This is a genomic window from Microbulbifer sp. SH-1 (assembly GCF_011326135.1).
In the GTDB taxonomy this organism is placed as follows: Bacteria; Pseudomonadota; Gammaproteobacteria; order Pseudomonadales; family Cellvibrionaceae; genus Microbulbifer; species Microbulbifer harenosus.
In genome coordinates this window covers 1,179,174-1,202,018 of the sequence record NZ_CP046948.1, presented here as the reverse complement: position 1 = coordinate 1,202,018, position 22,845 = coordinate 1,179,174, and the positions used below count along the sequence as shown (strand labels likewise).

Below are 22,845 nucleotides of genomic sequence, written 5' to 3'. Positions count from 1 at the left end.
TATTTTTGAATTATTTCTTCCACTTTTTTCTTTGCGCCTTTCATCCGTAACATTTTCGCAACACTCCCTTCCTAGACTCCCCCTCGTCCAAATTGCTTTGGCTTTAAAAAAATAGTCACGGATTAACTCACTTCATCCTTGTTAGGGGGATTCATGAAACTTGTATCCAACAAGCTGCTGCTGGCAGCTGCGATTTCTGCTTTGCTGGCTGGTTGTGATAGTGGTGGTATCAGCATCGAGCCGCAGACTGTCGATAACTCCGTTGATAACTCCGTGACCAACCCGGGCAGCGGCGGTGATGATAACAACCCCTGCGCCACTATCGAGAGCACTGGTGTTCAGGGTTCTTACAACGGCACCAACTGCTCCTATGGCACCGATTTTGTGTCCTCTGCCAACCCGCTGGTTGAAGACCTGTACCTGCCCGCTTTGCCAAATGGTGGAGCGCACATTTTTGCCGGCAGTCTGTTCGTGGGTGAGAACTTCGACTCTGATGCAGAAAAAGCGGATGCGGCTACCGTAGAGCTGGAAATTCAGGCCGGTGCTACCATTGCATTCGAAAACAATTCTGCCTTTATGGTTGTTAACCGCGGCTCCAAGCTCTTTGCTCGCGGTACAGAAGCGGCTCCGATTACTTTTACCTCCGAATCCGACGTGCGTGGCACCGTTGGCGCTGAAGACGTTTCCCAGTGGGGCGGTATGGTAATCAATGGTTATGGGGTAACCAACAAGTGTGCATATAAAGGAAACCTGGATGCCGGTACGCTGACTCTGGAAGGCGAATGCCACATTCTTGCCGAAGGTGCCGCCGGTGATGATCAGTCGAACTACGGTGGCGACAACAACGAAGACAGTTCCGGCGAGATGACCTATGTTCGCGTCAAACACACTGGTGCCCAGGTTGCCAACGGCGACGAGCTGAACGGCGTTGCATTTAACGCAGTCGGTAGTGGCACTGTTGTCAAGAATCTGCAGGCCTACTCCACTTACGACGACGGTATCGAATTCTTTGGTGGCGCGGTCAATATCGAAAACTACGTTGCCCTGTATGTGCGTGATGACTCCATTGACATCGACGAAGGGTATCGCGGCACCATCACCAACGCATTGGTTATCCAGAGTGAAACCGATGGCAACCAGTGCATCGAATCTGACGGTATCGGCTCCTATAAGGCTGGTGAGGCTCGCAACGCCGACATTATTGCCAAAGGCATCAACAGCCGTCCGGTAATTGATGGTCTGACCTGCATTATTTCTCCGCAAGCTGCGGGTACTCACGATCCGGGTGCAGGCTGGCGCTTCCGCGAAGGTATCTACCCAACAATTACCAATTCACTGGTTGTTGCATCCTTTAAAGACGATGAGAACGGTGAAGAAGACGGCAACCCTTGTCTGCGCGTTGAGAGCGCTGAAACTGTGGCGGGGCTTGAGGCCGGTGATGCTTTAATTACCTCCAATATCTTCGCGTGCGTGGATAAAACCAAAGGGGACAAGGCGGATCTGGAAACCTGGGCGGAAGCCAATGGTAACCAGTTCGCCGATAACGTAGTGAACCCGACTGTGAATACTGCTACTCAACTCCAGCTGCTGGGTGGTGTTCCGGCTATCTACTCCGTGGATAGCATGATCGTTGACGATGCCGCTACCACTGTAAGCCCGGTTGAGCGCGCCTACCTGGGAGCTCTGTCTGTGAATGGCGTCGACTGGACCCAGGGCTGGACCTACGGCCTGCACCAGGGCAGTCGCGCCAAGCCGCTGTGGTTTGAATAAGTCGCGAGACGGATTGGGGCGCAGGCCCTGATCTGCAGGGCGCCACTTTCGCAATGGGAGTCGGCGCCCTCTTTGCTTCTGCCACAGTGAACGACAGGAAATAAAGAGGCCTGGAGAATGAAGAACATGAAATTTCAGAGAGCGCCGCTGGTACTGGCTATCGCCACGGCCTCAACCTTTGCGTCCCAGGTCTGGGCGCAGGATCAAGCCATCGTCGTAGATAATATTCCCGCGCCATCTGCACAGCAGATTGAAGAAGTTATGGTGCAGGGGCGTCTGCAGGATTCCGCTGAAACGCTTGTCATTGAGCGCCTCGAAGAAGAAGTGGTAACCGATATTCTCGGTTCCGAAATGATTGGCCGGGTAGGGGATTCCAACGTAGCTGCGGCACTGCGCCGCGTTTCCGGTCTGTCATTGGTAAGCGACAAGTTCGTCTATGTGCGCGGCCTTGGTGAACGCTATTCCAGTACCACCCTCAATGGCGCCACGGTGCCTTCCCCTGATCTCACACGTAACGTTGTGCCCCTGGATGTGTTCCCTACATCTGTTGTGGATTCCCTGGCGGTTCAGAAAAGCTATTCCGCCGATAAGGCCGCAACCTTTGGTGGTGGTAATGTGGATATCCGTACTAAATCCATCCCAGATTCACTGACGTACTTCGTTGAGCTGGGTACGGGTATGAATACCGAAGCCAGCGGTGACGCAATCAGTTACCGCGGCGGCAGCGACGATAACCTTGGCACCGATGATGGCACCCGCGCCATGTCCGGAGAAATCAAGTCCGCACTTCAGCGCTTCAAGGGTAATCTCAGCCTTACCAATATCCGCAATACCCTGATTGCAGAAGGGCAGCAGTTTGAAAGTACCGCAGCCGCTGATGCCGCCGCTAAAGCGTTGAATCGCGAGCTGGCGACAAGTCTCAACCGCGATGTCAGTATCGAGAATGACTCCGTTGATCCTCAATACGACGCCAAAGCAGCGATAGGTAATCGTTTTATTCTGGGCGACAATTGGGAGTTGGGCTTCCTTGCCGGCGGCTCCTATAAAAATCGTTGGAGTGAGAGTGTGCGTATCGCGCGGGATTACGGTCAGCCGGATCAGCAATTCGATACTAAAAATGAGTCTACTTACTCGGTCGACCTGAGCGGGAATCTCAATCTTGGTCTGCGATACTCTGATGAACACAGCATTTCGACAACCAGCCTTTTCCTGCGCAATACGGACGACGAAACAGCAATTCGTAATTACTTTGACGCCAACCGTCTGCTGTCTGATGGGCGTGGCAAGCGCGAGTATGCTCTGAAGTTTGAACAGCGGGAAATGCGTGTAAACCAGATAGCGGGCGAACATCGTATGGGCCCGGAAACCAAGGCCGTGGTGCCCGGTGGAATGCTGGACTGGGCGCCTGAAGAGCTGGTGGTCGACTGGTTTTATTCTGACTCGGTCGCCACCACAGACATCCCCAACGAGGTGAATGTCTATGCGGATACCATTACCGATACGGTCACCGGAGAGGTGCTCAGTTCATCCGTTAGTGTTGGTAGCAAGAGCGCGGACTACCGTTTCACCGAACTTGAAGACAGCGTCATCAACTATGGTTGGTCCGCAACGCTCCCCGTAGAATTCAGCCAGTCCACTCTGGAACTTAGCGGCGGCTTTGCCCGTACCGAGAAAGGTCGGAGCTACAAGCAGACTCAGTTGCGACTGGACGCATTCAATGTTGCCGACAGCGGCTCGATGAGCGGGGAGCTTGGCGATGTCTTCAGCGATGAGAGCATCACCGACCCGGCGAACGATTTTTTATTCGACCGTGAGGGTAGCAACACCAACAAGCAGAGCTATATTGCGGCGACCCTGACAGATGCCGTTTTTGGTAAGGTGGATTGGACGCTGAATGAAACCTGGCGCATCTCTGCCGGCGCCCGTTGGGAAGATTACAATCAGGTGGCGCTGGATTGGAATCCCTACGGCTACACCATTGATGACCCTCAGATTCCCATGGACCCCGAAGAGCTGGCGGATGCAACTTATGCCGACGATGCAGTGTACCCGTCGTTGTCGTTGACCTACATGGGGGCATTCTGGGCCGAAACCTTCCAGCTGCGCTTCGGTGCCAGCAAGACCGCGGTGCGTCCGGATCTGCGTGAAATTACCGACGCAATCTATATCGACCCGATTACCGATGAGCAGGTCAAAGGTAACCCCAATGCCCGCCCGTCTGAAATCACCAACTTCGATATTCGCGCTGAGTGGTTCTTTGACGATGGCGACAGCCTGACACTGTCCACCTATTACAAAGACATTGTGGACCCGATCGAGTTTTTTGAAGCGGGTTCCAGTGATACCAACGTCGCGCGCGAGATCATCAACGCGGAGTCCGGTGAAATTGTCGGTATGGAAATTGAAGGGCTGAAAAACCTCGGCTTCCTCGGTGGGTTCATGGATAACCTGTTTGTTCAGGGCAACCTGACATTCCAGGATACAGAATTGACCGCGGGTTCCGAAGCCGACTTGCCCACCAATCCTGTACGGGAGATGACTGGCGCTTCCGAGTATGTAGTGAATATGATGCTTGGCTTCGACTCCCCGGATGGCGAACACTCCGCGACATTGGGTTATAACGTGTTCGGCGACCGCCTGTACCTGGCCGGCCGTAACGGGGCGCCGGATGCCTACGAGCAGCCATTCCACTCCCTGGATCTGACCTACTCCTGGTATCCGACCGCGGAAATCACCGTCAAGGCCAAAATGCAGAACCTGTTGGATGAGGCCATTGAGATTGAGCGTGCGAACGTGATTGTGTTCGAAGAGAAGCCCGGTCAGTCGTTCTCGCTGAGTGCCCAATACCAATTCTAAAACCACCAAAAACATTCCTGGAAGCTACAAACCAACAGGGATCGCTTGATAAGCCAGCTGCCATTACCGGCAGCTGGCTTTTTTCGTTTTGAACTTTGTGGAATTGAAATGGATGGGTGTAAAAAAGGGCGCCATTGGCGCCCAGGAAAACTCACTGCAACAGTCTTTACATGTTGGGGTAGTTGGGACCACCGCCGCCTTCTGGTGCGATCCAGACAATGTTCTGGGTCGGGTCTTTGATGTCGCAGGTTTTGCAGTGTACGCAGTTCTGCGCATTGATCTGGAAGCGCCTGTTGCCCGCCTCTTCAATCACCTCATATACGCCGGCCGGGCAGTAGCGCTGCGCGGGCTCGTCGTAGATCGGCAGGTTGTGGTTCAGCGGAATGTCGCTGTCTTTCAATGTGAGATGGCAGGGCTGGTCTTCCTCGTGGTTGGTGTTGGAAATGAATACCGAGGAGAGCTTGTCAAAGCTCAGTTTGCCATCCGGTTTGGGGTAGCTGATTTTCTTGCAATCGGCGGCGGGTTTCAGCTGCGCGTGATCTGCTTTGCTGTCGCTCAGGGTCCAGGGCAGCTTGCCCTTGAACAGGTTGATGTCGACAAACGCATAGGCGGAGCCGAGGATATTGCCCCACTTGTGCTGTGCGGGACCGAAGTTGCGTTGCATGTGCAGCTCTTTCCAGGCCCAGCTGTTTTTGTAGCGCTCGCTGTAATCGGTGAGCTCATCGCCAGCGCGCTCTGCGGCCAGTGCTTCGGCCACGGATTCTGCGGCCAGCATGCCGGATTTCATTGCGGTGTGGTTGCCCTTGATCTTGGCAAAGTTCAGGGTGCCGGCGTCGTCGCCGATCAGCAGGCCGCCAGGGAAGGTCATTTTTGGCTGCGACTGCAGGCCGCCTTTGGTAATGGCGCGCGCGCCGTAAGCCACGCGCTGACCGCCTTCCAGGTACTGCTTGATCACCGGGTGGTGCTTGTAGCGCTGGAATTCGTCAAATGGGCTGACATGCGGGTTGCTGTAGGCAAGATCGGTGATGAGGCCGACAACCACCTGATCATCTTCCAGGTGATACAGGAAGCCACCACCGGCGGAACCGGATTCGTTCAGCGGCCAGCCGGCGGTGTGTATTACCAGGCCCTGCTGGTGTTTGGCGCTGTCGACCTTCCAGATTTCCTTGATGCCGATGCCGTAGTGCTGCGGATCTCGGCCTGCGTCCAGGGAAAATTTGGCGATCAGCTGCTTGCCCAGGTGGCCGCGGCAACCTTCGGCAAACAGGGTATATTTCGCGTGCAGTTCCATGCCTGGCATGTAGCTGTCTTTGTGCTCGCGGTTGGCGCCGACGCCCATGTCGCCGGTAGCGATGCCTTTTACGGAACCGTCTTCGTTATAAAGTACTTCTGCGGCGGCGAAGCCAGGGAAGATTTCAACGCCCAGGGCTTCGGCCTGCTCTGCGAGCCAGCGGCACAGGTTGCCCAGGCTGATGATGTAGTTACCTTCGTTATGCATGGTGCTGGGCACCAGCATGCCGGGGACCTTGATTGCTTTTTCGGGGCCGCGCAGTACGTAGATGTCATCACCCTTTACTACGGTTTCCAGAGGCGCGCCGCGTTCTTTCCAGTCAGGGAAAAGTTCATTCAGCGCAGTAGGTTCGAAGACTGCGCCGGAAAGAATATGCGCACCAACCTCGGAGCCTTTTTCCACTACGCAAACGGAAATGTCTTCGTTGATCTGACGCAGTTTGCACGCGGCGGCAAGTCCGGCGGGGCCGGCGCCCACGATCACTACGTCGTATTCCATTGACTCGCGTTCCACAGGTCACTCCTCAGCATGTGTAGTTATTCAGCCGCCGAATTATGGCAGGTGATTTATAAGCCGACGCATTATATCGGCGATACCTTCCTCCTACCAATTGCAGGATTTTTCATTTCCGGTGGCAAAAGCAGCGCAAATACCGAGCTTCAGCCCGTTAAAATACGCCCAAATTATGGCCTGAAATTGATCCTGTGAATGGCTGCTAGGCTTAGTATTCAACTATTGATTTTGCCTGTTGAAAGCGCCAACATACACGCCGCTCAAACAACTGTTTGAACTTTTGGTTGGCTCGCTGGTGCCGAAAATTGCCCGCGCTGCGGGGGTTTGGCAGGGCCGCCATCGCACTCGGCCGGGAGGCTGCCCGAGTTACCCATGTTGCGTCAGCGCTGTTTTGGCTGCCGGGTCGCAACTTCCAAGTAGACTACTGAGACGGGATTTTCATGAAAGTTCTTGTAGCTGTGAAACGCGTTGTGGATTACAACGTGAAAGTTCGCCCTAAGGCGGACGGTTCGGACGTGGACACCGCCAATGTGAAGATGTCCATCAACCCCTTCTGCGAAATCGCGGTAGAAGAAGCGGTTCGCCTGAAAGAGAAGGGTGTGGTCAGTGAAATCGTCGCTGTTTCCATGGGCTCCAAGCAGTGTCAGGAACAGATTCGCACTGCGCTGGCACTTGGTGCTGACCGGGGTATCCTGGTAGAGACCGATGCCGAGCTGCAGCCTTTGGCGGTGGCCAAGTGCCTTAAGGCGTTGGTGGAGAAAGAATCTCCGCAACTGGTTATTCTCGGTAAGCAGTCCATTGACGGTGACAACAACCAGACCGGTCAGATGCTGGCTGCTCTCACTGGCATGGGGCAGGGCACTTTTGCCTCCGAAGTGAATGTGGAAGACGCCTCGGTTAAGGTAACCCGTGAGATCGATGGTGGTTTGCAGACCGTTGAGCTGAAGCTGCCCGCGGTTGTCACTACCGACCTGCGCCTGAACGAGCCGCGCTACGCCTCTCTCCCCAACATCATGAAGGCCAAGAAGAAGCCTCTCGATACCACCACCCCGGATGAACTGGGCGTGGATATTGCCCCGCGCACCAAGACTCTGAAGGTCGAGCCGCCGGCGGAGCGTCAGGCGGGTATCAAGGTCGCTGATGTGGCGGAACTGGTGGAAAAACTGAAAAGCGAGGCGAAAGTAATCTGATGAGCATTCTTGTAATTGCAGAGCACGATAACGCCGAACTCAAAGGCGCAACCCTCAATACCGTGGCCGCCGCCAAAGCTATCGGTGGTGATATCGACGTGCTGGTTGCCGGTAGCGGTTGTGGTGCCGTGGCGGAAGCTGCCGCTAAAGCGGAAGGGGTGAGCAAGGTTCTGGTGGCCGACAACGCCGCCTATGAGCATCAGTTGGCAGAAAACGTAGCCAAGCTGGTAGCCGACCTGGGCAAGAATTACAGCCATGTGCTGGCTCCGGCCACCACCACCGGCAAAAACATGCTGCCGCGCGCTGCCGCGCTGCTGGATGTTCAGCCTCTGTCCGACATCATTGCTGTTGAAAGCCCGGATACCTTCAAGCGTCCGATCTATGCCGGTAACGTGATTGCTACAGTACAGAGTTCCGATGCCATCAAGGTCGCATCCGTGCGTACCACCGCGTTTGACCCGGTAGCTGCCGAGGGCGGTAGTGCGGCCGTAGAGTCTGTCGACATTGTGGACGATGCTGGCCTCTCCCAGTTTGTTGGCGAAGAGCTGGCGAAATCCGACCGTCCGGAACTTACCGCTGCGCGCGTTGTCATTTCTGGTGGCCGCGGCATGCAGAATGGCGATAACTTTGAATTGCTGTACAAGGTTGCCGACAAGCTGGGTGCGGCGGTCGGTGCATCCCGCGCGGCGGTGGATGCGGGCTTTGTGCCCAACGACATGCAGGTAGGGCAGACCGGCAAGATCGTCGCTCCGGACCTGTACATCGCCGTTGGTATTTCTGGTGCCATCCAGCATTTGGCGGGCATGAAGGATTCCAAGGTAATCGTGGCCATCAACAAGGATGAAGAGGCGCCCATCTTCTCCGTAGCTGACTATGGCCTGGTGGCTGATCTGTTCGATGCCGTGCCAGAGCTTGAAACAAAGCTGTAACCCAGGATCCATATACTGGGATCAGTGAAAGGGCGGCGTGAGCCGCCTTTTTTATTGCTGAAGCTTATTGGGTTTCGCGCTGCGATAGTGTTTTGTTGGTTAAGTTTTGTTCTTCTGGGGCCTGTAACATTGCCTTTATCGGTTCGAGCCCCGAGAATAGGCGCCCAATAAGGAAGAATGAGCTGCCCGCGGTATAGCGGGGAGCGAATAAGACGGGTTTAGTCATGTCTTTAGTGAAGCGCACAATCACCTCCGCTCTGCAGGGTTCTACAGGCGGAGCCAATGGTGCCGCACGGCGCAGTCTGCTGGCGACCAGCGCGGTCATCGGCGGCTGGCTGGCGGTCAATCTTATGGCGTACGGCCATCTGGCAGTACCTTCCGAAGCCGATGACGGCTTGCTCGCCGAGCGCAGTGCACGAAGTGTCGGCGCGAATACCGCTGTTTCTCTTCCGGCCACGGCTTTTTTCGGTGTTGCCGCGGTAAAAAGTGAAGACGCTCCCGAAATTGACCTCACCAACATTCCCATTACACAGCTGAATCTGGTACTTTCCGGCGTGCTCAGCAGCAGCGTTAACGATCGCGCCAGTGCGCTGGTGTCCGAGCGCGGCAAGCCCGCCGAGCGGGTGTATGTCGGGCACAAGCTGCCGGGTGGCGCAGAAGTTTACTCTGTGGAGGTCGACCATATTATCCTTCGACGCAACGGGCAGATGGAAAAACTGACCTATCCGGATGCGGATGGTCGGCCTACTGTTCCAAAGCAGTACGCCAATTACGCGCGCCAGGCTGCGGAAGTCATTAGCGCCAGCGCGGCGTCTGACCGGGCGGACAAGCAGCAGTCCATTCGCGAGCGCCTGGAGCAGCTGCGGGAAATGGCGAGAGAACGGCAGGGCGGACAATCCACGCGTTAGTCATTCGCGCGGCGCCCGGGGGCATTGGGGCGCTTTGTTCAAGACCACCATGTAACTGACACTTATAAGAATTAGAGCCAGATTTATAATGATTTGCGTGCTTCACCGACGGCTGGTAGCGGTCGCCCTGGGTTTTTTACTGTCGTTTTCGGTGCTGGCTCAGACCTCCTCTGAAAGGGTGCAGCCCTCTCCTGAGCGTGTGACGCTCTCTTTGGACAACGCCGACATCCGCGACCTGATTAACTGGGCGGCGGATTTCACCGGCAAGAACATCATCGTCCACCCCAATGTGAAGGGTAAGGTCACCGTCGTTGCCGGCGACCCAATGACCCACTCGCAGGCGTTTGACGTATTCATGTCGGTTTTGCAGGTAAATGGCTTCAGCCTGGTGGAGCAGGGCGACGCATGGAAAGTGGTGCCGGATGCATTGGCCAAGCAACAGGCCATCCCGGTGGTCGACGAGCTTACCCGGGCTCCTGGCGAAGCATTGGTCGTGCGCACTGTTAAAGTGGAGAACATCTCCGCGGCTCAACTGATTGCAATGTTGCGACCGTTGATCCCCCAGACCGGCCACCTGGCGGCTTACGCCGATACCAACACCCTGATCGTTGCCGACCGCGCCGCCAACATCGAACAGATAGTCCGCCTGATCAAACAACTGGACCGCGCCGGTGCGATCGACATCGAGCTGGTGCCGCTGGAATTTGCCTCTGCCAAGGAGGTCAAGCAGGTAATCAACGAATTGCTCCAGGGGGGCGGCAAGCAGGCGGGCAATGACGTGCAGCCGCTGCGGATTGCCGTGGACGAGCGCTCCAATGCGATTCTGCTGACTGGCGATCCGGTTACCCGCCAGCAACTCAAAAAAGTGATCGAACGCCTGGATCAACCGCTCTCCGGTGAAGGTAACACCGCGGTGATATATGTGCAGTACGCCAGCGCGGCGGACCTCAAACCCATCCTTGAGGGGATGAGCGGCAGCATCCAGAAGACCGAGAAGGATCAGCAGGTCGCCGATGTCGAGGTGAGTATTCAGGTGAACGAAGAGCTTAACGCGCTCGTTCTCACGGCACCGCCGTCGCTGTTGGAAACCATGAAAGGCGTGATCGCCAAGCTGGATGTGCGCCGTGCCCAGGTGTTGATTGAAGCGATTATCGTCGAGGTCACCGAAGGTACTGGCAATAAGCTTGGCGTCAAGTGGATCGCCGGCAACGACGACGATGTGTTCGCCGGCTTTGAGAATGATTTTGCGGAAACCCCCATCGTTGACTCCGACGGTAATGTGCTCTCAGAGTTCAACCCCTTTTCACTGGCGCCCGCCAATCTGGCTCGCTCTGGCCTGAACCTGGGTTTCCTCAGTGGCACCGATGTGCGGGTGGCGGTCAACGCCATGGCCAGTGAAAGCAACGCCAATATCCTGTCCACGCCCACGATCATGGCGCTGGATAACGAGGAGGCGGAGATTCTCGTCGGCCAGAACGTGCCATTTATTACCGGTGAGCAGCTGCTTTCCGGCAGCAACAACGACCCTTTTACCACCATTCAGCGCCAGGACATTGGTACCACGCTGAAGGTGACGCCGCGAGTCAACAATAACAACTCCGTGACCCTGGAAATCGAACAGACGGTAGAGAACGTATTGCCGTCGTCCGAAGGGGCCGCGGATATCGTTACCAGTAAGCGCGAGATCCGCACCAAGGTGCTGATCGACGACGGTGCCATTCTAGTGCTGGGCGGTCTGATTGAAGACAAAGTTACAGAAATCAATCAAAAGGTGCCGCTGCTCGGGGATATTCCGGGTATTGGCCGCCTGTTCCGCAACTCGGACAAATCCGTCGACAAGACTAACCTGATGGTGTTCCTGCGCCCGAAAATTCTTAGTTCTCAAGTAGCCGGCTACGAGGAGACCCGCCGTCGCTATCGCGACATGCAGGAGAAACAACTGTATCTGCGTGACAACACCAGCCGCGTGTGGGACTGGAACCGCGGTGAAGTACTCCCGGATCTTCTGCCGCCTCCCGCCAGTATGGAACAGGAGGAGGTTCCTCCGGTGGAGCCTGAGGACTTCAAGTAATGGCGGTGATTGCGGTCAAACGTCTGCCCTACGCCTTTGCCAAACGTCATCAAGTGCTGCTGGCGGAAGTGGAGGGGACGCCGGTGCTGCAATATGTTGCGCCGTTGAACCCGGGTGTGTTGGCAGAGGTGCAGCGGCTGTGCGAACTGCCGCTGGGTGTTACCGCGGTGGATCAGGACAGTTTCCAGCAGTCTCTGCAGCGCCAGTACGAAAACCGCGAGGGCGGCAACCTTTCCGACGTTGAAAGTCTCGGTGAAGATATGGATCTGGCGGCGGTGGCAGACTCACTGCCGGAAACCGAAGATCTTCTCGAGCAGGAGGACGATGCCCCGATCGTCCGGTTGATCAATGCTATTTTTGCCGAGTCCCTAAAGCAGGGGGCTTCGGATATCCATATTGAGACCTTTGAAAAGCGCCTCGTTGTGCGCTTTCGTGTGGACGGCGTGCTGCGTGAAGTGCTGCAGCCCCGTCGCGCCCTGGCGCCACTGTTGGTATCCCGTATTAAGGTAATGGCGAAACTGGATATCGCGGAAAAGCGCGTGCCCCAGGATGGCCGGATTTCCCTGTTGATGGGGGGGCGCGAAGTGGACGTGCGGGTTTCCACCATGCCGTCCTCTGCCGGCGAGCGGGTGGTGATGCGTCTGCTGGACAAGCAGGCTGGCAAGATGGACATGCGCAACCTGGGCATGGCCGAGCGGGATCTCAAGGTGATGATGGACCTGCTGGGGCGTCCTCACGGTATCCTGCTGGTGACCGGCCCCACCGGCTCCGGTAAAACCACCACTCTCTATGCGGGTCTCGCCAGTATCAACAATCGCGAGAAAAACGTTCTTACCGTAGAAGATCCGGTGGAGTACAACCTGGAGGGCGTCGGCCAGACCCAGGTGAATACCAAGGCGGACATGACGTTTGCCCGTGGCCTGCGCGCGATCCTGCGCCAGGACCCGGATGTGGTGATGGTCGGGGAGATCCGCGACCTGGAGACGATGCAGATCGCCATCCAGGCGAGTCTGACGGGTCACCTTGTGTTGTCTACGCTCCACACCAATACCGCGCTCGGGGCGGTCACTCGCCTGGTCGACATGGGTATTGAGCCCTTCCTGTTGTCGTCCAGTGTCATTGGTGTGCTGGCCCAGCGGTTGGTGCGGGTACTCTGCCCCGAGTGCCGACAGCCGCACGCCGCGGACGCCTTCGAGTGCCGCGTGCTCGGCCTGCCGGAGGGGGAGGGCGCCACCATTTATGGCCCCGGAGGTTGCGACAAGTGTAATCACAGCGGTTATCTTGGCCGTATTGGTATCTATGAGCTGGTGCCGGTGAACGAGAGGCTGCGCCAGATGATTCACGATCGCGCTTCCGAAAGCGCGTTGGTTCAGGAGGCCCGTAAACTGGGGCCGAGCATTCGCGACGACGGCATGGCAAAAGTGCTGGCGGGAACCACTTCACTGGAAGAAGTTCTGCGGGTAACCCAGGAGTCCTGACATGGGTGCGTTCGAGTACACAGCGCTCAACAGCGGTGGGCGCAAAAACCGCGGGACGCTCGAGGCCGACAGCGCCAAGGCGGCCCGACAGCAGCTGCGGGCGAAGGGTCTTATCCCGCTGGAGGTCGCACCGGCCTCTGAGTCCGGCGGCGCCATGGCATCGGGCAGTGTGCTCTCCGGCAGTCCCGGGCTTGGCATCAAGGCGCTGGCACTGTTGACACGGCAGATCGCCACACTGCTGCGCGCCGGTATTCCCCTGGAAGAAACTCTCGGCGCTATCGCCAACCAATCCCGCAACCAGAAAGTGCGTCGCATTGTGCTCGCGGTGCGCGCAAAGGTGTTGGAAGGCCATAGTTTCGCGCAGGCGCTGGGCAGTTTCCCACGCGCATTCCCCAAGCTCTACCGCGCCACCGTTGAGGCCGGTGAACACTCCGGGCATCTCGATGATGTGCTTGAGCGCCTTGGCGACTACACCGAAAACCAGCAGGTATTTCGGCAGAAAGTGCAGCTGGCGCTGATCTATCCGCTGGTGCTGGTGGTTATCTGTGTACTGGTGGTCACGGGCCTGATGGTCTACGTCGTGCCGGATGTGATCGAGGTGTTCACTGGTACCGGCCAGCAGCTGCCACTCGCCACGCGAATTCTTGTTTCCATCAGCGATTTTATCTCCGCCTGGGGCTGGATGATTCCGCCGGCCCTGGTGTTGTTGGCGGTGTGCTGGATGTTGCTGTTGCGGCGGGACGGGTTCCGCTATCGTTTCCACCACCGTTTGCTGGAAATGCCGGTGATCGGCTGGCTGGTGCGCGGCGGGCAGAGTGCACGCTATGTGGGTACCCTGGCGATCCTGACCGGCAGCAGCGTGCCACTGGTGCAGGCCATGGGGATCGCCAGCGGGGTGATGAGTAACGATTACCTGAAAGAGCGGTTGCAGGTCGCGCAGAAGTTCGTGCGTGAGGGTGGTAGCCTGCGGCGGGCGCTGGAAGACGTAGAGTACTTCCCGCCGATGATGACCTACATGATTGCCAGTGGCGAATCCTCCGGTACCCTCGACCAGATGTTGGTGCGTGCGGCGGAAAACCAGGAGCGGGATCTACAGGGGGCGGTAACGGCCTTCGTTAGCCTGTTCGAGCCCATCATGCTGCTGGTGATGGCGGGAATCGTACTGTTTATTGTAATGGCCATCATGATGCCAATTATGAGCATGAACCAGCTGGTGGTCTGACGGCCTTCAGATCTGTTCAAAAGACGAGCAATGCGGCAAAGTACACAGCTTGTTGCTGCACAATCCTTTATAGCGAGGTGGAAGATGAAAAACATGCGCAAGAGCAGGGGCTTTACCCTGATCGAGATCATGGTGGTAATCGTGATTCTGGGCGTGCTGGGCGCACTCGTAGTGCCGAATATCATGGGCCGTACCGGCGAGGCGCGGGTCAAGGCCGCTACCGTAGATCTGCGGGCTATTTCCACCGCCTTGGACATGTACCGCATGGACAACTTTGTCTACCCGAGTTCTGATCAGGGGCTGGAGGCGCTGGTGACCAAACCGTCCGGTTTCCCGGAGGCCAAGAACTGGAATGAACCCTATCTGAAGAAAGCGCCGAAAGATCCTTGGGGCAACGAGTACCAGTACATCAGCCCCGGTAGCTCCGGCCCCTACGATCTGTTCAGCCTTGGGGCAGATGGCAAGCCGGGCGGCGAAGGCGAGTCCGCTGACCTCGTCGCCTCCGAACTCTGAGTCTGACTCGGCTCCCCCATGCGCGCTGTCGCCCGGTATCAGCAGGGGTTTACCCTGATCGAACTGTTGGTGGTGATCGTGATCATCGCCTCACTGGCGGGTATGGCGACGCTCTCGCTGAACAATACCGACAGCCGTCACTGGACCGGAGAGGTCCAGCGGCTTGGTAACCTTCTCAATCTGGTGGCGGATCGAGCGCTGATCGACAAGGCCCATTACGGGGTGGTGTTTGAAGAGCGCAGCTACCAGGTGGTGCGCTACGACTCCAGCACCATGAAGTGGCAGGAGATTGACTTTTCTGCCGTGCCGAATGCCAACAATGCCCGCCGTTTTACTGCCCATGAGGTGCCGCCCAACATGCGTATTGAGGTGTTGTCGCAGACGGAGCTACCCGGCGACACCAGTGAGCAGTCGAGCTTCGGCGGAAAGCGCAGCAGTAGCAGCAGTAGTGGCTCGCGCGGTAAGAAAGACGAGAAAGAGTTGCTGCCACAGTTTGCCGCGCTCTCCAGTGGAGAGGTGTTGCCGGTAGAGATCGGTTTCTTTTTGTTGAGAGACGGTGACATCGACCGAGGCGCGATTATTTCCTACAGCACGCTGAATGGTATGGAACTGGAGTGGCAGGCGGATGATTACTGAGCCCCGTTTTGCCCGCTCTTGTGCCCCAGATGCCCAGCGTGGTTTCACGCTGGTTGAGGTGCTGGTCGCCCTGGTGATTTTCGGGGTAATTGCCGCGAGTGTCCTGAAGACTATGCAGGACAGCGTGAGACAACAGACGGCGCTGGAAGAGCGCCTTGCCGCCAACTGGGTGGCGCAGCAGGCGCTGGCGGAAATTCGCTTGCGCACCGATTGGCCGCCTATCGGCAAGAAGACGGAAAGGATGGTGTTGTCTGAGCGCGAGTGGCAGGTCAGTGCCGAAGTGAAAGCTACCAGCGAACCCCGCATGCGCCATATCGTCGTGCAGGTGGGCTGGCCGGACAAACCGCCGATTCTCACCATTGATTCCTGGGTCGCTCAGGCCGACCCCACAGCGGTGAGCTCATGAGCAGCCCGCACCTGGGTCGCAGTCGCGGCTTCACGCTCATAGAAGTCATGGTGGTACTGGTGATCGTGACGATCATCGGTATCGGCTCATATTCTCTGTTGGAGTCCTTTTTCACCACCGACCGCGTACTCACCGGGCGCGCTGAAGAGATGCGCCGCCTGTCCATGGCCATGTACCGGTTGGATGACGACCTGCGGCAGTTGACCGTGCGCCCGGTGAAGAACGCGTACAGCGGTTATGAGCCGGCGTTTCAGGGTGTGGCCAACGAATTCGAGTTTACCCGCCTGGGCGCCGCCAATCTGACCGGTGAACCCCGCGGCAACCTGTTGCGTCTGCACTACGGTATTGGCTACCCGGAAGAGGACTCGGTGCGCGGGCGCGAGATCAATGAGGACGACGATACTGCGCTGCTGTTGCGCAGCCGCTGGCGGGTTCTTGACCGGGGGCCGGACTCGGAACCCGTCGCGGAACCCATTCTCGACGGGATTCTCGATCTCAATGTGCGTTACTACGATCCCGATACCCAGGTCTGGCTGGCTCAGTGGCCGCCAGCATCGTCCACTACCACACCCGGTGAAGCAGACCTGCGGCTCCCCGAAGCGATCGAAATTACCCTGTTGACTCGCAGTGCCGGTGAGATGCGGCGCGTGTTTTCACTGCCTGAATACGTTATCGAATCGGGCAGTGGCTCGGGTTCCGGTGGCGGCAGCGGTGGTGAAAATGGCGAAGACGGCAACGGGGGAGGCAGTACCGGGGAAGACAGTACCGGGGAAGACAGTACTGGCGACGATGGCGATCGTGGCGACAGCGGTGGCAGTGGCAGGGACGGCGAGGGCAGTGAAAACCCGGGGGATTCGCAGTGATGCGCGCCGGTCTCCTAAAGCAGCGCGGCGTCGCGCTGATCACCGTGCTGCTGGTCATGGTCATTGCCATTGCCGCGGTTACCCATGCAGTGACCCGCAATCGCCTGGCGATTTCCCGCACCAGCGCGATCCTCGCCAATACCCAGTTGGCAGAGTTCGTTCAGGGCGCCGAGGCCTGGGCCATCATCGCGCTGGAGAAGGACTTCGAGGAAGATCGCAATGCCGGCAATGCCAGTGACAATTTGGCGGAGGCGTGGGCCCAACGGCTGGCGGAGTTCAATCCGAGCAATGGGAAAATACGCATACAAATCAAAGATATGCAGGCATGTTTTAATGTAAATAATTTAACTCTGCGTCGAGCTGGCGGCGGCAGCAATGAGAGCAGTGAGATTCTAAAGCGCCTGGTGCGCAACCTGGGTGGGCGCCAAGAAAGTGCGTTGGCCATTGAGGATTGGGTCGATCCAGGCGACACGCCCCTGGCATCGGACACTGAAGATACCGGCTATCTAGGATTGGAGCTGGCGCACCGCACCCCGGACACCCTGATTACCGATGTGTCTGAACTGAGTGCCGTACAGGGGCTGGAGGCCGAAGAGTGGCGACTGATCGAGCCGCAGCTGTGCGCGCTTCCGGAAGCGGGCACCAAGGTCAATGCGAATACTGCTTCCCAGGAACTGCTGGAGGCCATATTCCCGAGCGCAAATATTCCCGGGCTGATTACGCAGCGGGAAAGCGGCACCCCCTTTGCGCAGATGTCGGATCTGTCCGGGTTCGGGATCTCCGGCGGGGGGGAAGTGGATTTCAACAGCGCGTATTATGTCGCGCATATCGCGGTGCAGTTGGGACTTGAGCATCGCCAGTACTGGGAGTCGATATTGAAACTGGACACCAGAACCGGTCGTGTGAAAGTGATACAGCGCCAGCGGCGTGAATTTTCCGGGCAGTTTTTGCAGGAATTACTGGGGGATTGATTGAGCCAGGAACTGAAATTATTGCGTCTGTGGGAGCCGGGCGCCGGCGCGCACGCCGGTGACCGGGCGCTGCCCGCTGGCAGCGTGCTCCTGCAGTGTTGGCAACCCGGCGGCTGGTGCACGGTTGCCACCGACGACGAGTTCCAGCGGGCATTTGTCCCTGAAGAAGTTGATTCTATGCCTGGGGTGGCGGTGGCGGCCGACTCAGACGGGGCAACAGAGGGCGGGGCTGTCGACACGGCGGAAGCCGGAGATGAATCATCCCCATCTGCGGAGACGTTGCTTGCGTTTGAGCCCGCTGAGCAGGCGGTGCTGATCCTGCCTGGCAGTTGGGTCTGGAGTGGCCTCGAGGTGGTGCCCCGCGCGGCGCGGCGTCAGAGCAGCGCACTTGGCTATATGGTCGAAGAGCAGCTGGCGGAAGATGTGGATGACCTGCACTTTGTCTGCGAGCCGGTGGCAGGTGATCTCTGCTGCGTAATGGCGGTCGCCAGCGAAAAGCTTCGCATACTCAAGCATCAGCTTGAGCGCCTCGGCTGGCCGGTGATTGCGGCCATCCCTGAGTACCGATTGCTTGCTGGCGCCGAGTCTGCGATCTGGCTGGAGCGTGACAGCGCACACTTTTGGCATGCCGCCGGGCGCGGTCTGACGGTTAGTCGCCCGCTTGCCGGGATCATTGCCGAGAGCCTGTTTGCGCAGGATGCTGAGGATGAATCTTCCGCTAGCAGTGATCAGGTAACGTCCTTGCGCGTGCTTGGAAATGCCACCGAGCTGGAACTAGCCACGTTTCAGCAATTGGGCGACGTGCAGGTGACTGAGGATGGGCCGGAGGCGACGTGGCTGAACGCTCAGGGCAATACGGTTCCGGGCAACCTGTTGACCGGGGATTACCAGATTTCCCGCAAAACCGACGCTGGTCCCTGGTGGATGAAGCCGGCGATCGCCGTTGCGGCCTGCTTTGTACTTCAGCTGATCTTCTTTGTGGGCGGTGGAATCTATTACAGCGTACAGGCCGGCCGGGCAGATGACGCCGCCCGCAATCTGTTCAGCGAGATTTTCCCCGGTGATTCCCCCAGTGCGGATCTGCGCCGCCAGGTCACTGGCTATCTGAATCAGGCATCCGGGGGCGGCGGCGAATTTGCCAGTCAGTTACAGCAACTGAGCACCGTATGGAACTCCGGCAAAGCGGGAGAGCTGAAGCTGCAGTCACTGCGTTTCGATGGCAATCGTGGAGAGCTGGTGTTGCAGTTGCGTGCCGCCAATCTCGGGCAGCTGGATACGGTAGTCGGCAAGCTCAACGGCGGCAGCCAGTTCAAGGCCGAGCTGCTCGCGGCGAATGAACTGGAAGATGGCGTATCCGGCCGTATCCGGCTGCGCTGAACCCTTATTTCGGCCGTCGCTTGCCGAGTATGCCAAGTAACCAGAATGATGATCGACCAATCAATATGAAACAGACCATTGAACAGTGGCGGCGGAAATGGGCGGCTCTGCCCGCCAACGACCAGCGCGCGCTGGGAATGCTGGGGTTATTCCTTGGTGCCATATTCATCGTATTTGGGCTGTTCAAGCCGGCGCAGTCATTCTTTGACAATGCCCGCGCGGAAGCTGAGCAGTCGCGGGAGCTATTGGCGTGGATTGAGCAGCAGCGTCCGCAGCTCGAGCGCATTCAGCGCAGCAGTGGTGGCGAAGCTCAGGGCCAGGGGACGTTGTTGCAGCGAGTGACGGCCGCGGCCAACAACCACAAGGTCACGATCAAGCGATTTGAGCCCGAGGGGGATGGGCGTATCCGCCTCTGGATTGACGAAGCCCGCTACCAGGATCTACAGCCCTGGCTCAACACACTGTTGCAACAGCGCTTTATCATCCGCTCCGTCAGTGTTGACGCTCTAGCCGAAGAGGGGATGGTGTCTGCGCGCCTGACGCTGGAACGGTGACTCCGAGCGCTGTTCCGCTGAGGGGTTTGCGCGCGCGGCGTAAATCTGCTGGTGGCTGGGCTGCGCAAAGGCTTTTGCCGCGGCAGTTCTGGAAGAGTGGCCTGTACGCTTCCCGTTGCGGGCCCCCAAATGCTTCCTTCTGTTTTTAAGGGCCTTCTTTCGTTCAACCTTTCTATTTTTTTGTTCTTTTGGTTGATTCTTTTAGGGGGGGATCTGGTTTTTTGGGTTCTTTGTCGTTCCGACGGAGGGCTTTGCGCCTGATACAGTGCAAGCTCGGTGCGAAATTCCAGCGGAGATGGCACCGGATTCTCCCTATACTCAGGGATACTGATGCGATATAGGGGCCGATAATGCTGTTAAGAGATTCCGGAACCAACCATCTTGTCGACGTTGCCGATGTTGTTACCCTTACCAATCCTTATGAGCTGACCGTGGTCGGACGCTATCTCTGGGGGGAGGAGGTGCAGGATCCTGAGGTATTCGACAAGGCGCAACTGCAATTCCTGTCTGGCGAGGCGCTGCCGCGCTGTTGGCACGACAGCCGCTACCGGGACCGGGAGGTTCGCCGCATTAAATGTGGTACCCGTGTTGACGACAGCGACTACTATCAAGGCGCGTGAGTACTCGACGATCCATTTCCCATCTGCCGCTAATTCGTGGTTTCGTACCAATACCTCCTATACAATACGCGCCAATTTTTCTCCGGCTGCTGGACGTCGGGGGGTGTTTTGAGTCCGGGAACCGAAGCGGAAAATTTGTGCCATGAGCTTTGAGCTGTTTGAAGAGTACTCCCTGGTGCTGGGAATTGGCGGCCTGATCCTGTTCATGATCTTTATCGTGTGGAATCTGGCCAAGGAGTCCAAAGCGGGGCGCTTTGGGACTTTCATCCTGTTTATCGCCCTTGGCCTGGGTTTGCTGGGCTTTGTGGTGAAAACCGTACTGGTTGAAGTTATGGGATTGGGCGGCCAGTAAGGCCTCAGTCGCTGCCCCTGCGCCATCCGCGCGGGATTGGGTACAGGGAGCGTTCACCGGAATTGTCTTATGCCGCTATTTGATCACCCCGAACTGAAGGTCCAGAAGGACCGTCGTGTCTGCCGCAACACCGATACCCGCATCGCAAAGTACAGTCGCCGGGGTTTGTTGTTCAGTCTGGCGGCATTTGCTATCGCCATCGCCATCGGTGAGCTGCGCAATATGGCTCCCAGGCTGGTACTGGTCCTGGCCATAGGGCTGGTGCTGGTCACTCTGGTGCGCGGCTACTATGTGTTCCGCTTTGAACAAATCTATGCCACCGGCCCGAAGCGCTGGCGGCACCGCTACTTCCTCGCCTCCACAATTGGCGCTATCTGGTGGGGCATCATTCTGTTCTGCCATGTATTCCTGTTGGGATTTTCACCTTCCACCCAATTCCTGTGGCTGTACACGGTCGTGTTCTGTGCGAGTGTGGCTTCGGTATTCGCACCTTATTACCGTTTTCTTACCTGGTTTTTTGCGGCTTCCCTGATTCCCGTTGCACTGCAGGGGTTTATGACCGGGGAGCTCCTCGGGGCGATTTACGGTGCGCTGACACTCGCCTTCGTGTGGCTGATGGCCCACCAGGCGCGTCGCGAGTCGGAAAACTACTGGGATCGGGTGGCGGCGATGCAGGAGTTGCAGCAAAAGGCAAGCAAGCTTGCCGCGGCACGTAAGAATTCAGATGCCGCCGTGGAAGTCACCAATGAGTTTCTGGTCAACGTAGGGCAGGAGTTCCGCAGTCAGCTGTCGGACTCACTGGGTGCGCTGGCACTACTGGAGGGCGATCGGCTGTCTGAGCGTCAGCGGGAGTGGCTGCGGTTGGCGAAATACGCCAATAACCAGCAGCTCAAACTGGTCGACAACGTAGGGATGTTCACCCGAGTGGCCCGCAAGGATATCCACTTGCGCAGGGCGCCGTTCAATCTGGTGCGCACTCTGGAGAAGTCGTTCAAAGTGGCCGCCCGCGCCGCCCAACGTCAGCGCCTCGAGTTCAATTTTCAGATAAGCGAGGATCTGCCAGTGATGGTGACTGGCGATAATCGCAAGACCGCCCAGCTGATCCGCAATCTGGTGGACTCTGCGACGGTAATCGCCCAGAGCGGCGAGCTCTGGGGTGAGGTCGCGTTCGAGCAGCTGAGCGCCGGGGAAGGGCAGTTGACCGTCAAGCTGAGCGATAACGGCTGCGGTGAAATTTTGCCAGACGAGTCCGAATTGTTCGGCGCGTTTTCGCGGCAGGACACCACTCAGGTCACGACCGGTCTCAGCCTGAATATTGCGAGGGGATTGGCGGAAGCCATGGGCGGTTTCCTGCAATTGCATTCGTCAGACGACGGCAACCGCTATCTCGCGGTGATCAAATTCGAGATTGAACCCAATCAGCGTATTTATCTCGAGCCGGATCGGCGCCTGCAGGACACAGAGGTGCTGCTATTGCACCAAAAGGGTCTGTTCGTTACTGGAATTGCGCAGATGCTGCAGTCATTCGGCATGGAAGTGACCAGCAAGAACTGGGCGGATGGCAGTACCGAGCCCACTGACGAGCTATTGCAGGCTGCGGCGCGAGGGCAGTTGGTGATTCTGGCGCCGGCCATGAGCGACTCTAGACTACTGAGCGGGGTGGCGCAGGTGATCAGTTCCGCCTCAGGTAAGTCTGCAGTGAGATTCCCGCTGTTGTGCCTGGGGAGTTTGGGGCACAAAAAGCATTTTGCGCCGCTCGCCGCAGTGTCTCCGGAAGCGCAGTATTTGCCGCGCCCGCTGACTCGCAAAGAATTCCATGATGCGCTGGTCGTGCGCCTGTTCGGCGGTGCCAAGAAAACCAGCCGCCGGGTGGTCTGCTCCGGTGCGGAGACCAGTCGCAAGCGTAAGCTGTTATTGATTGAAGAGTCCCGCCAGCACCAGGGAGTTACCGAAGAGATGTTGCAGGCGCTGGGATATCAGGTGGAGGTCGTGCCGTCGGTGGACGCGGCCATCGCCCAGTTGCCAGGCAAGAGCTATGACCTTCTGTTGGTGGACTGCCAGCAAAATACCGCTCACAGTGCGGAGATCATCGAGCGGCTGCGCCATTGGGAGAGTGAGTTCTCCCCCGATGACCGTCTGCCGATTATCGCCTTGACCAGTACCACGGAAGAGCAGTTTGAGGGGCGTTGTCTGGCGGCGGGGATGGATGACTTCCTCACCAAGCCCCTCAGTAAAGACAGTCTGTCGGAAACCCTGGAGCGTTGGCTCGGGGAGTGACCGATACCGTATCGGCAAAAGGGTGCTATTTCGCGGGCCGCGATAGCA

General features: G+C 57.7%; 19 protein-coding genes. 18 read left to right on the top strand and 1 reads right to left on the bottom strand.

What is annotated here, in order from left to right; genetic code table 11:
- Positions 1–153: 153 nt before the first annotated feature.
- Together GNX18_RS05345 and GNX18_RS05340 are read left to right on the top strand one after the other, a co-directional pair.
- Complete coding sequence (locus GNX18_RS05345; RefSeq protein WP_166215943.1) at positions 154–1,770, top strand: serine/threonine protein kinase; 1,617 nt, start codon at positions 154–156, stop codon at positions 1,768–1,770.
- A gap of 126 nt (positions 1,771–1,896) precedes the next feature.
- Positions 1,897–4,626, top strand: coding sequence for a TonB-dependent receptor domain-containing protein (locus GNX18_RS05340; RefSeq protein ID WP_240914252.1), 2,730 nt, complete (start codon positions 1,897–1,899; stop codon positions 4,624–4,626).
- A gap of 166 nt (positions 4,627–4,792) precedes the next feature.
- Here GNX18_RS05340 and GNX18_RS05335 read toward each other — a convergent pair whose 3' ends face one another.
- A complete protein-coding gene (locus GNX18_RS05335) occupies positions 4,793–6,430 on the bottom strand; it encodes an electron transfer flavoprotein-ubiquinone oxidoreductase (protein ID WP_166215937.1) in 1,638 nt (545 codons plus the stop codon).
- A gap of 440 nt (positions 6,431–6,870) precedes the next feature.
- On the opposite strand from GNX18_RS05335, the gene GNX18_RS05330 reads away from it, so the two are divergent.
- The 16 genes from GNX18_RS05330 (at position 6,871) to GNX18_RS05255 (ending at position 22,797) form a co-directional block, all read left to right on the top strand.
- Positions 6,871–7,620, top strand: a complete 750-nt coding sequence (locus tag GNX18_RS05330) for an electron transfer flavoprotein subunit beta/FixA family protein (RefSeq protein WP_138236361.1) — start codon at positions 6,871–6,873, stop codon at positions 7,618–7,620.
- Positions 7,620–8,549: an electron transfer flavoprotein subunit alpha/FixB family protein gene (locus GNX18_RS05325; protein WP_138236360.1), complete on the top strand. Its 930-nt coding sequence runs from the start codon at positions 7,620–7,622 to the stop codon at positions 8,547–8,549. Before GNX18_RS05330 ends, GNX18_RS05325 begins: the two co-directional genes overlap by 1 nt.
- 224 nt (positions 8,550–8,773) lie before the next feature.
- Positions 8,774–9,457, top strand: a complete 684-nt coding sequence (locus tag GNX18_RS05320) for a type II secretion system protein N (protein ID WP_166215934.1) — start codon at positions 8,774–8,776, stop codon at positions 9,455–9,457.
- Between the two features lie 88 nt (positions 9,458–9,545).
- Complete coding sequence (gspD, locus tag GNX18_RS05315; protein ID WP_166215931.1) at positions 9,546–11,528, top strand: type II secretion system secretin GspD; 1,983 nt, start codon at positions 9,546–9,548, stop codon at positions 11,526–11,528.
- Positions 11,528–13,006, top strand: coding sequence for a type II secretion system ATPase GspE (gene gspE, locus GNX18_RS05310; RefSeq protein ID WP_138236357.1), 1,479 nt, complete (start codon positions 11,528–11,530; stop codon positions 13,004–13,006). Before gspD ends, gspE begins: the two co-directional genes overlap by 1 nt.
- A 1-nt stretch (position 13,007) precedes the next feature.
- Positions 13,008–14,228, top strand: coding sequence for a type II secretion system inner membrane protein GspF (gene gspF / locus GNX18_RS05305; RefSeq protein ID WP_166215928.1), 1,221 nt, complete (start codon positions 13,008–13,010; stop codon positions 14,226–14,228).
- 84 nt (positions 14,229–14,312) lie between these two features.
- On the top strand, positions 14,313–14,741 hold the full coding sequence (gspG, locus tag GNX18_RS05300; protein ID WP_138236355.1) for a type II secretion system major pseudopilin GspG: 429 nt from the start codon (positions 14,313–14,315) through the stop codon (positions 14,739–14,741).
- 18 nt (positions 14,742–14,759) lie between these two features.
- Positions 14,760–15,377, top strand: coding sequence for a type II secretion system protein (locus tag GNX18_RS05295; RefSeq protein ID WP_166215925.1), 618 nt, complete (start codon positions 14,760–14,762; stop codon positions 15,375–15,377).
- A complete protein-coding gene (gspI, locus tag GNX18_RS05290) occupies positions 15,367–15,783 on the top strand; it encodes a type II secretion system minor pseudopilin GspI (protein ID WP_138236353.1) in 417 nt (138 codons plus the stop codon). Before GNX18_RS05295 ends, gspI begins: the two co-directional genes overlap by 11 nt.
- Entirely contained in the window at positions 15,780–16,646 is an 867-nt protein-coding gene (gene gspJ / locus GNX18_RS05285; protein WP_138236352.1) for a type II secretion system minor pseudopilin GspJ, read from the top strand. The genes gspI and gspJ overlap by 4 nt, the downstream gene beginning before the upstream one ends.
- Positions 16,646–17,617: a type II secretion system minor pseudopilin GspK gene (gspK, locus tag GNX18_RS05280; RefSeq protein WP_138236351.1), complete on the top strand. Its 972-nt coding sequence runs from the start codon at positions 16,646–16,648 to the stop codon at positions 17,615–17,617. The genes gspJ and gspK overlap by 1 nt, the downstream gene beginning before the upstream one ends.
- Positions 17,618–18,994 carry a type II secretion system protein GspL gene (gene gspL, locus GNX18_RS05275; RefSeq protein ID WP_166215923.1) on the top strand — a complete coding sequence of 459 codons (1,377 nt, stop codon included), beginning with the start codon at positions 17,618–17,620 and terminating at the stop codon, positions 18,992–18,994.
- A gap of 65 nt (positions 18,995–19,059) precedes the next feature.
- Positions 19,060–19,548, top strand: a complete 489-nt coding sequence (gspM, locus tag GNX18_RS05270) for a type II secretion system protein GspM (RefSeq protein ID WP_138236349.1) — start codon at positions 19,060–19,062, stop codon at positions 19,546–19,548.
- Positions 19,549–19,898: 350 nt separating this feature from the next.
- Positions 19,899–20,168: an acetyltransferase gene (locus tag GNX18_RS05265; RefSeq protein ID WP_138236348.1), complete on the top strand. Its 270-nt coding sequence runs from the start codon at positions 19,899–19,901 to the stop codon at positions 20,166–20,168.
- 142 nt (positions 20,169–20,310) lie between these two features.
- The gene (locus GNX18_RS05260; RefSeq protein WP_138236347.1) at positions 20,311–20,520 is read left to right on the top strand and encodes a DUF2788 domain-containing protein; all 210 of its coding nucleotides are present in this window, start codon (positions 20,311–20,313) and stop codon (positions 20,518–20,520) included.
- Between the two features lie 69 nt (positions 20,521–20,589).
- A complete protein-coding gene (locus GNX18_RS05255) occupies positions 20,590–22,797 on the top strand; it encodes a hybrid sensor histidine kinase/response regulator (RefSeq protein ID WP_166215920.1) in 2,208 nt (735 codons plus the stop codon).
- Positions 22,798–22,845: the final 48 nt, after the last annotated feature.

Coding starts and splice junctions, on each gene's coding strand:
- GNX18_RS05265 (WP_138236348.1), top strand. CDS start 19,899: ATGCTGTTAAGAGATTCCGGAACCAACCATCTTGTCGACGTTGCCGAT.
- gspK (WP_138236351.1), top strand. CDS start 16,646: ATGCGCGCCGGTCTCCTAAAGCAGCGCGGCGTCGCGCTGATCACCGTG.
- GNX18_RS05295 (WP_166215925.1), top strand. CDS start 14,760: ATGCGCGCTGTCGCCCGGTATCAGCAGGGGTTTACCCTGATCGAACTG.
- gspJ (WP_138236352.1), top strand. CDS start 15,780: ATGAGCAGCCCGCACCTGGGTCGCAGTCGCGGCTTCACGCTCATAGAA.
- gspM (WP_138236349.1), top strand. CDS start 19,060: ATGAAACAGACCATTGAACAGTGGCGGCGGAAATGGGCGGCTCTGCCC.
- GNX18_RS05260 (WP_138236347.1), top strand. CDS start 20,311: ATGAGCTTTGAGCTGTTTGAAGAGTACTCCCTGGTGCTGGGAATTGGC.
- gspF (WP_166215928.1), top strand. CDS start 13,008: ATGGGTGCGTTCGAGTACACAGCGCTCAACAGCGGTGGGCGCAAAAAC.
- gspE (WP_138236357.1), top strand. CDS start 11,528: ATGGCGGTGATTGCGGTCAAACGTCTGCCCTACGCCTTTGCCAAACGT.
- GNX18_RS05255 (WP_166215920.1), top strand. CDS start 20,590: ATGCCGCTATTTGATCACCCCGAACTGAAGGTCCAGAAGGACCGTCGT.
- gspD (WP_166215931.1), top strand. CDS start 9,546: ATGATTTGCGTGCTTCACCGACGGCTGGTAGCGGTCGCCCTGGGTTTT.
- GNX18_RS05340 (WP_240914252.1), top strand. CDS start 1,897: ATGAAATTTCAGAGAGCGCCGCTGGTACTGGCTATCGCCACGGCCTCA.
- GNX18_RS05320 (WP_166215934.1), top strand. CDS start 8,774: ATGTCTTTAGTGAAGCGCACAATCACCTCCGCTCTGCAGGGTTCTACA.
- gspG (WP_138236355.1), top strand. CDS start 14,313: ATGAAAAACATGCGCAAGAGCAGGGGCTTTACCCTGATCGAGATCATG.
- GNX18_RS05330 (WP_138236361.1), top strand. CDS start 6,871: ATGAAAGTTCTTGTAGCTGTGAAACGCGTTGTGGATTACAACGTGAAA.
- gspI (WP_138236353.1), top strand. CDS start 15,367: ATGATTACTGAGCCCCGTTTTGCCCGCTCTTGTGCCCCAGATGCCCAG.
- GNX18_RS05345 (WP_166215943.1), top strand. CDS start 154: ATGAAACTTGTATCCAACAAGCTGCTGCTGGCAGCTGCGATTTCTGCT.
- GNX18_RS05325 (WP_138236360.1), top strand. CDS start 7,620: ATGAGCATTCTTGTAATTGCAGAGCACGATAACGCCGAACTCAAAGGC.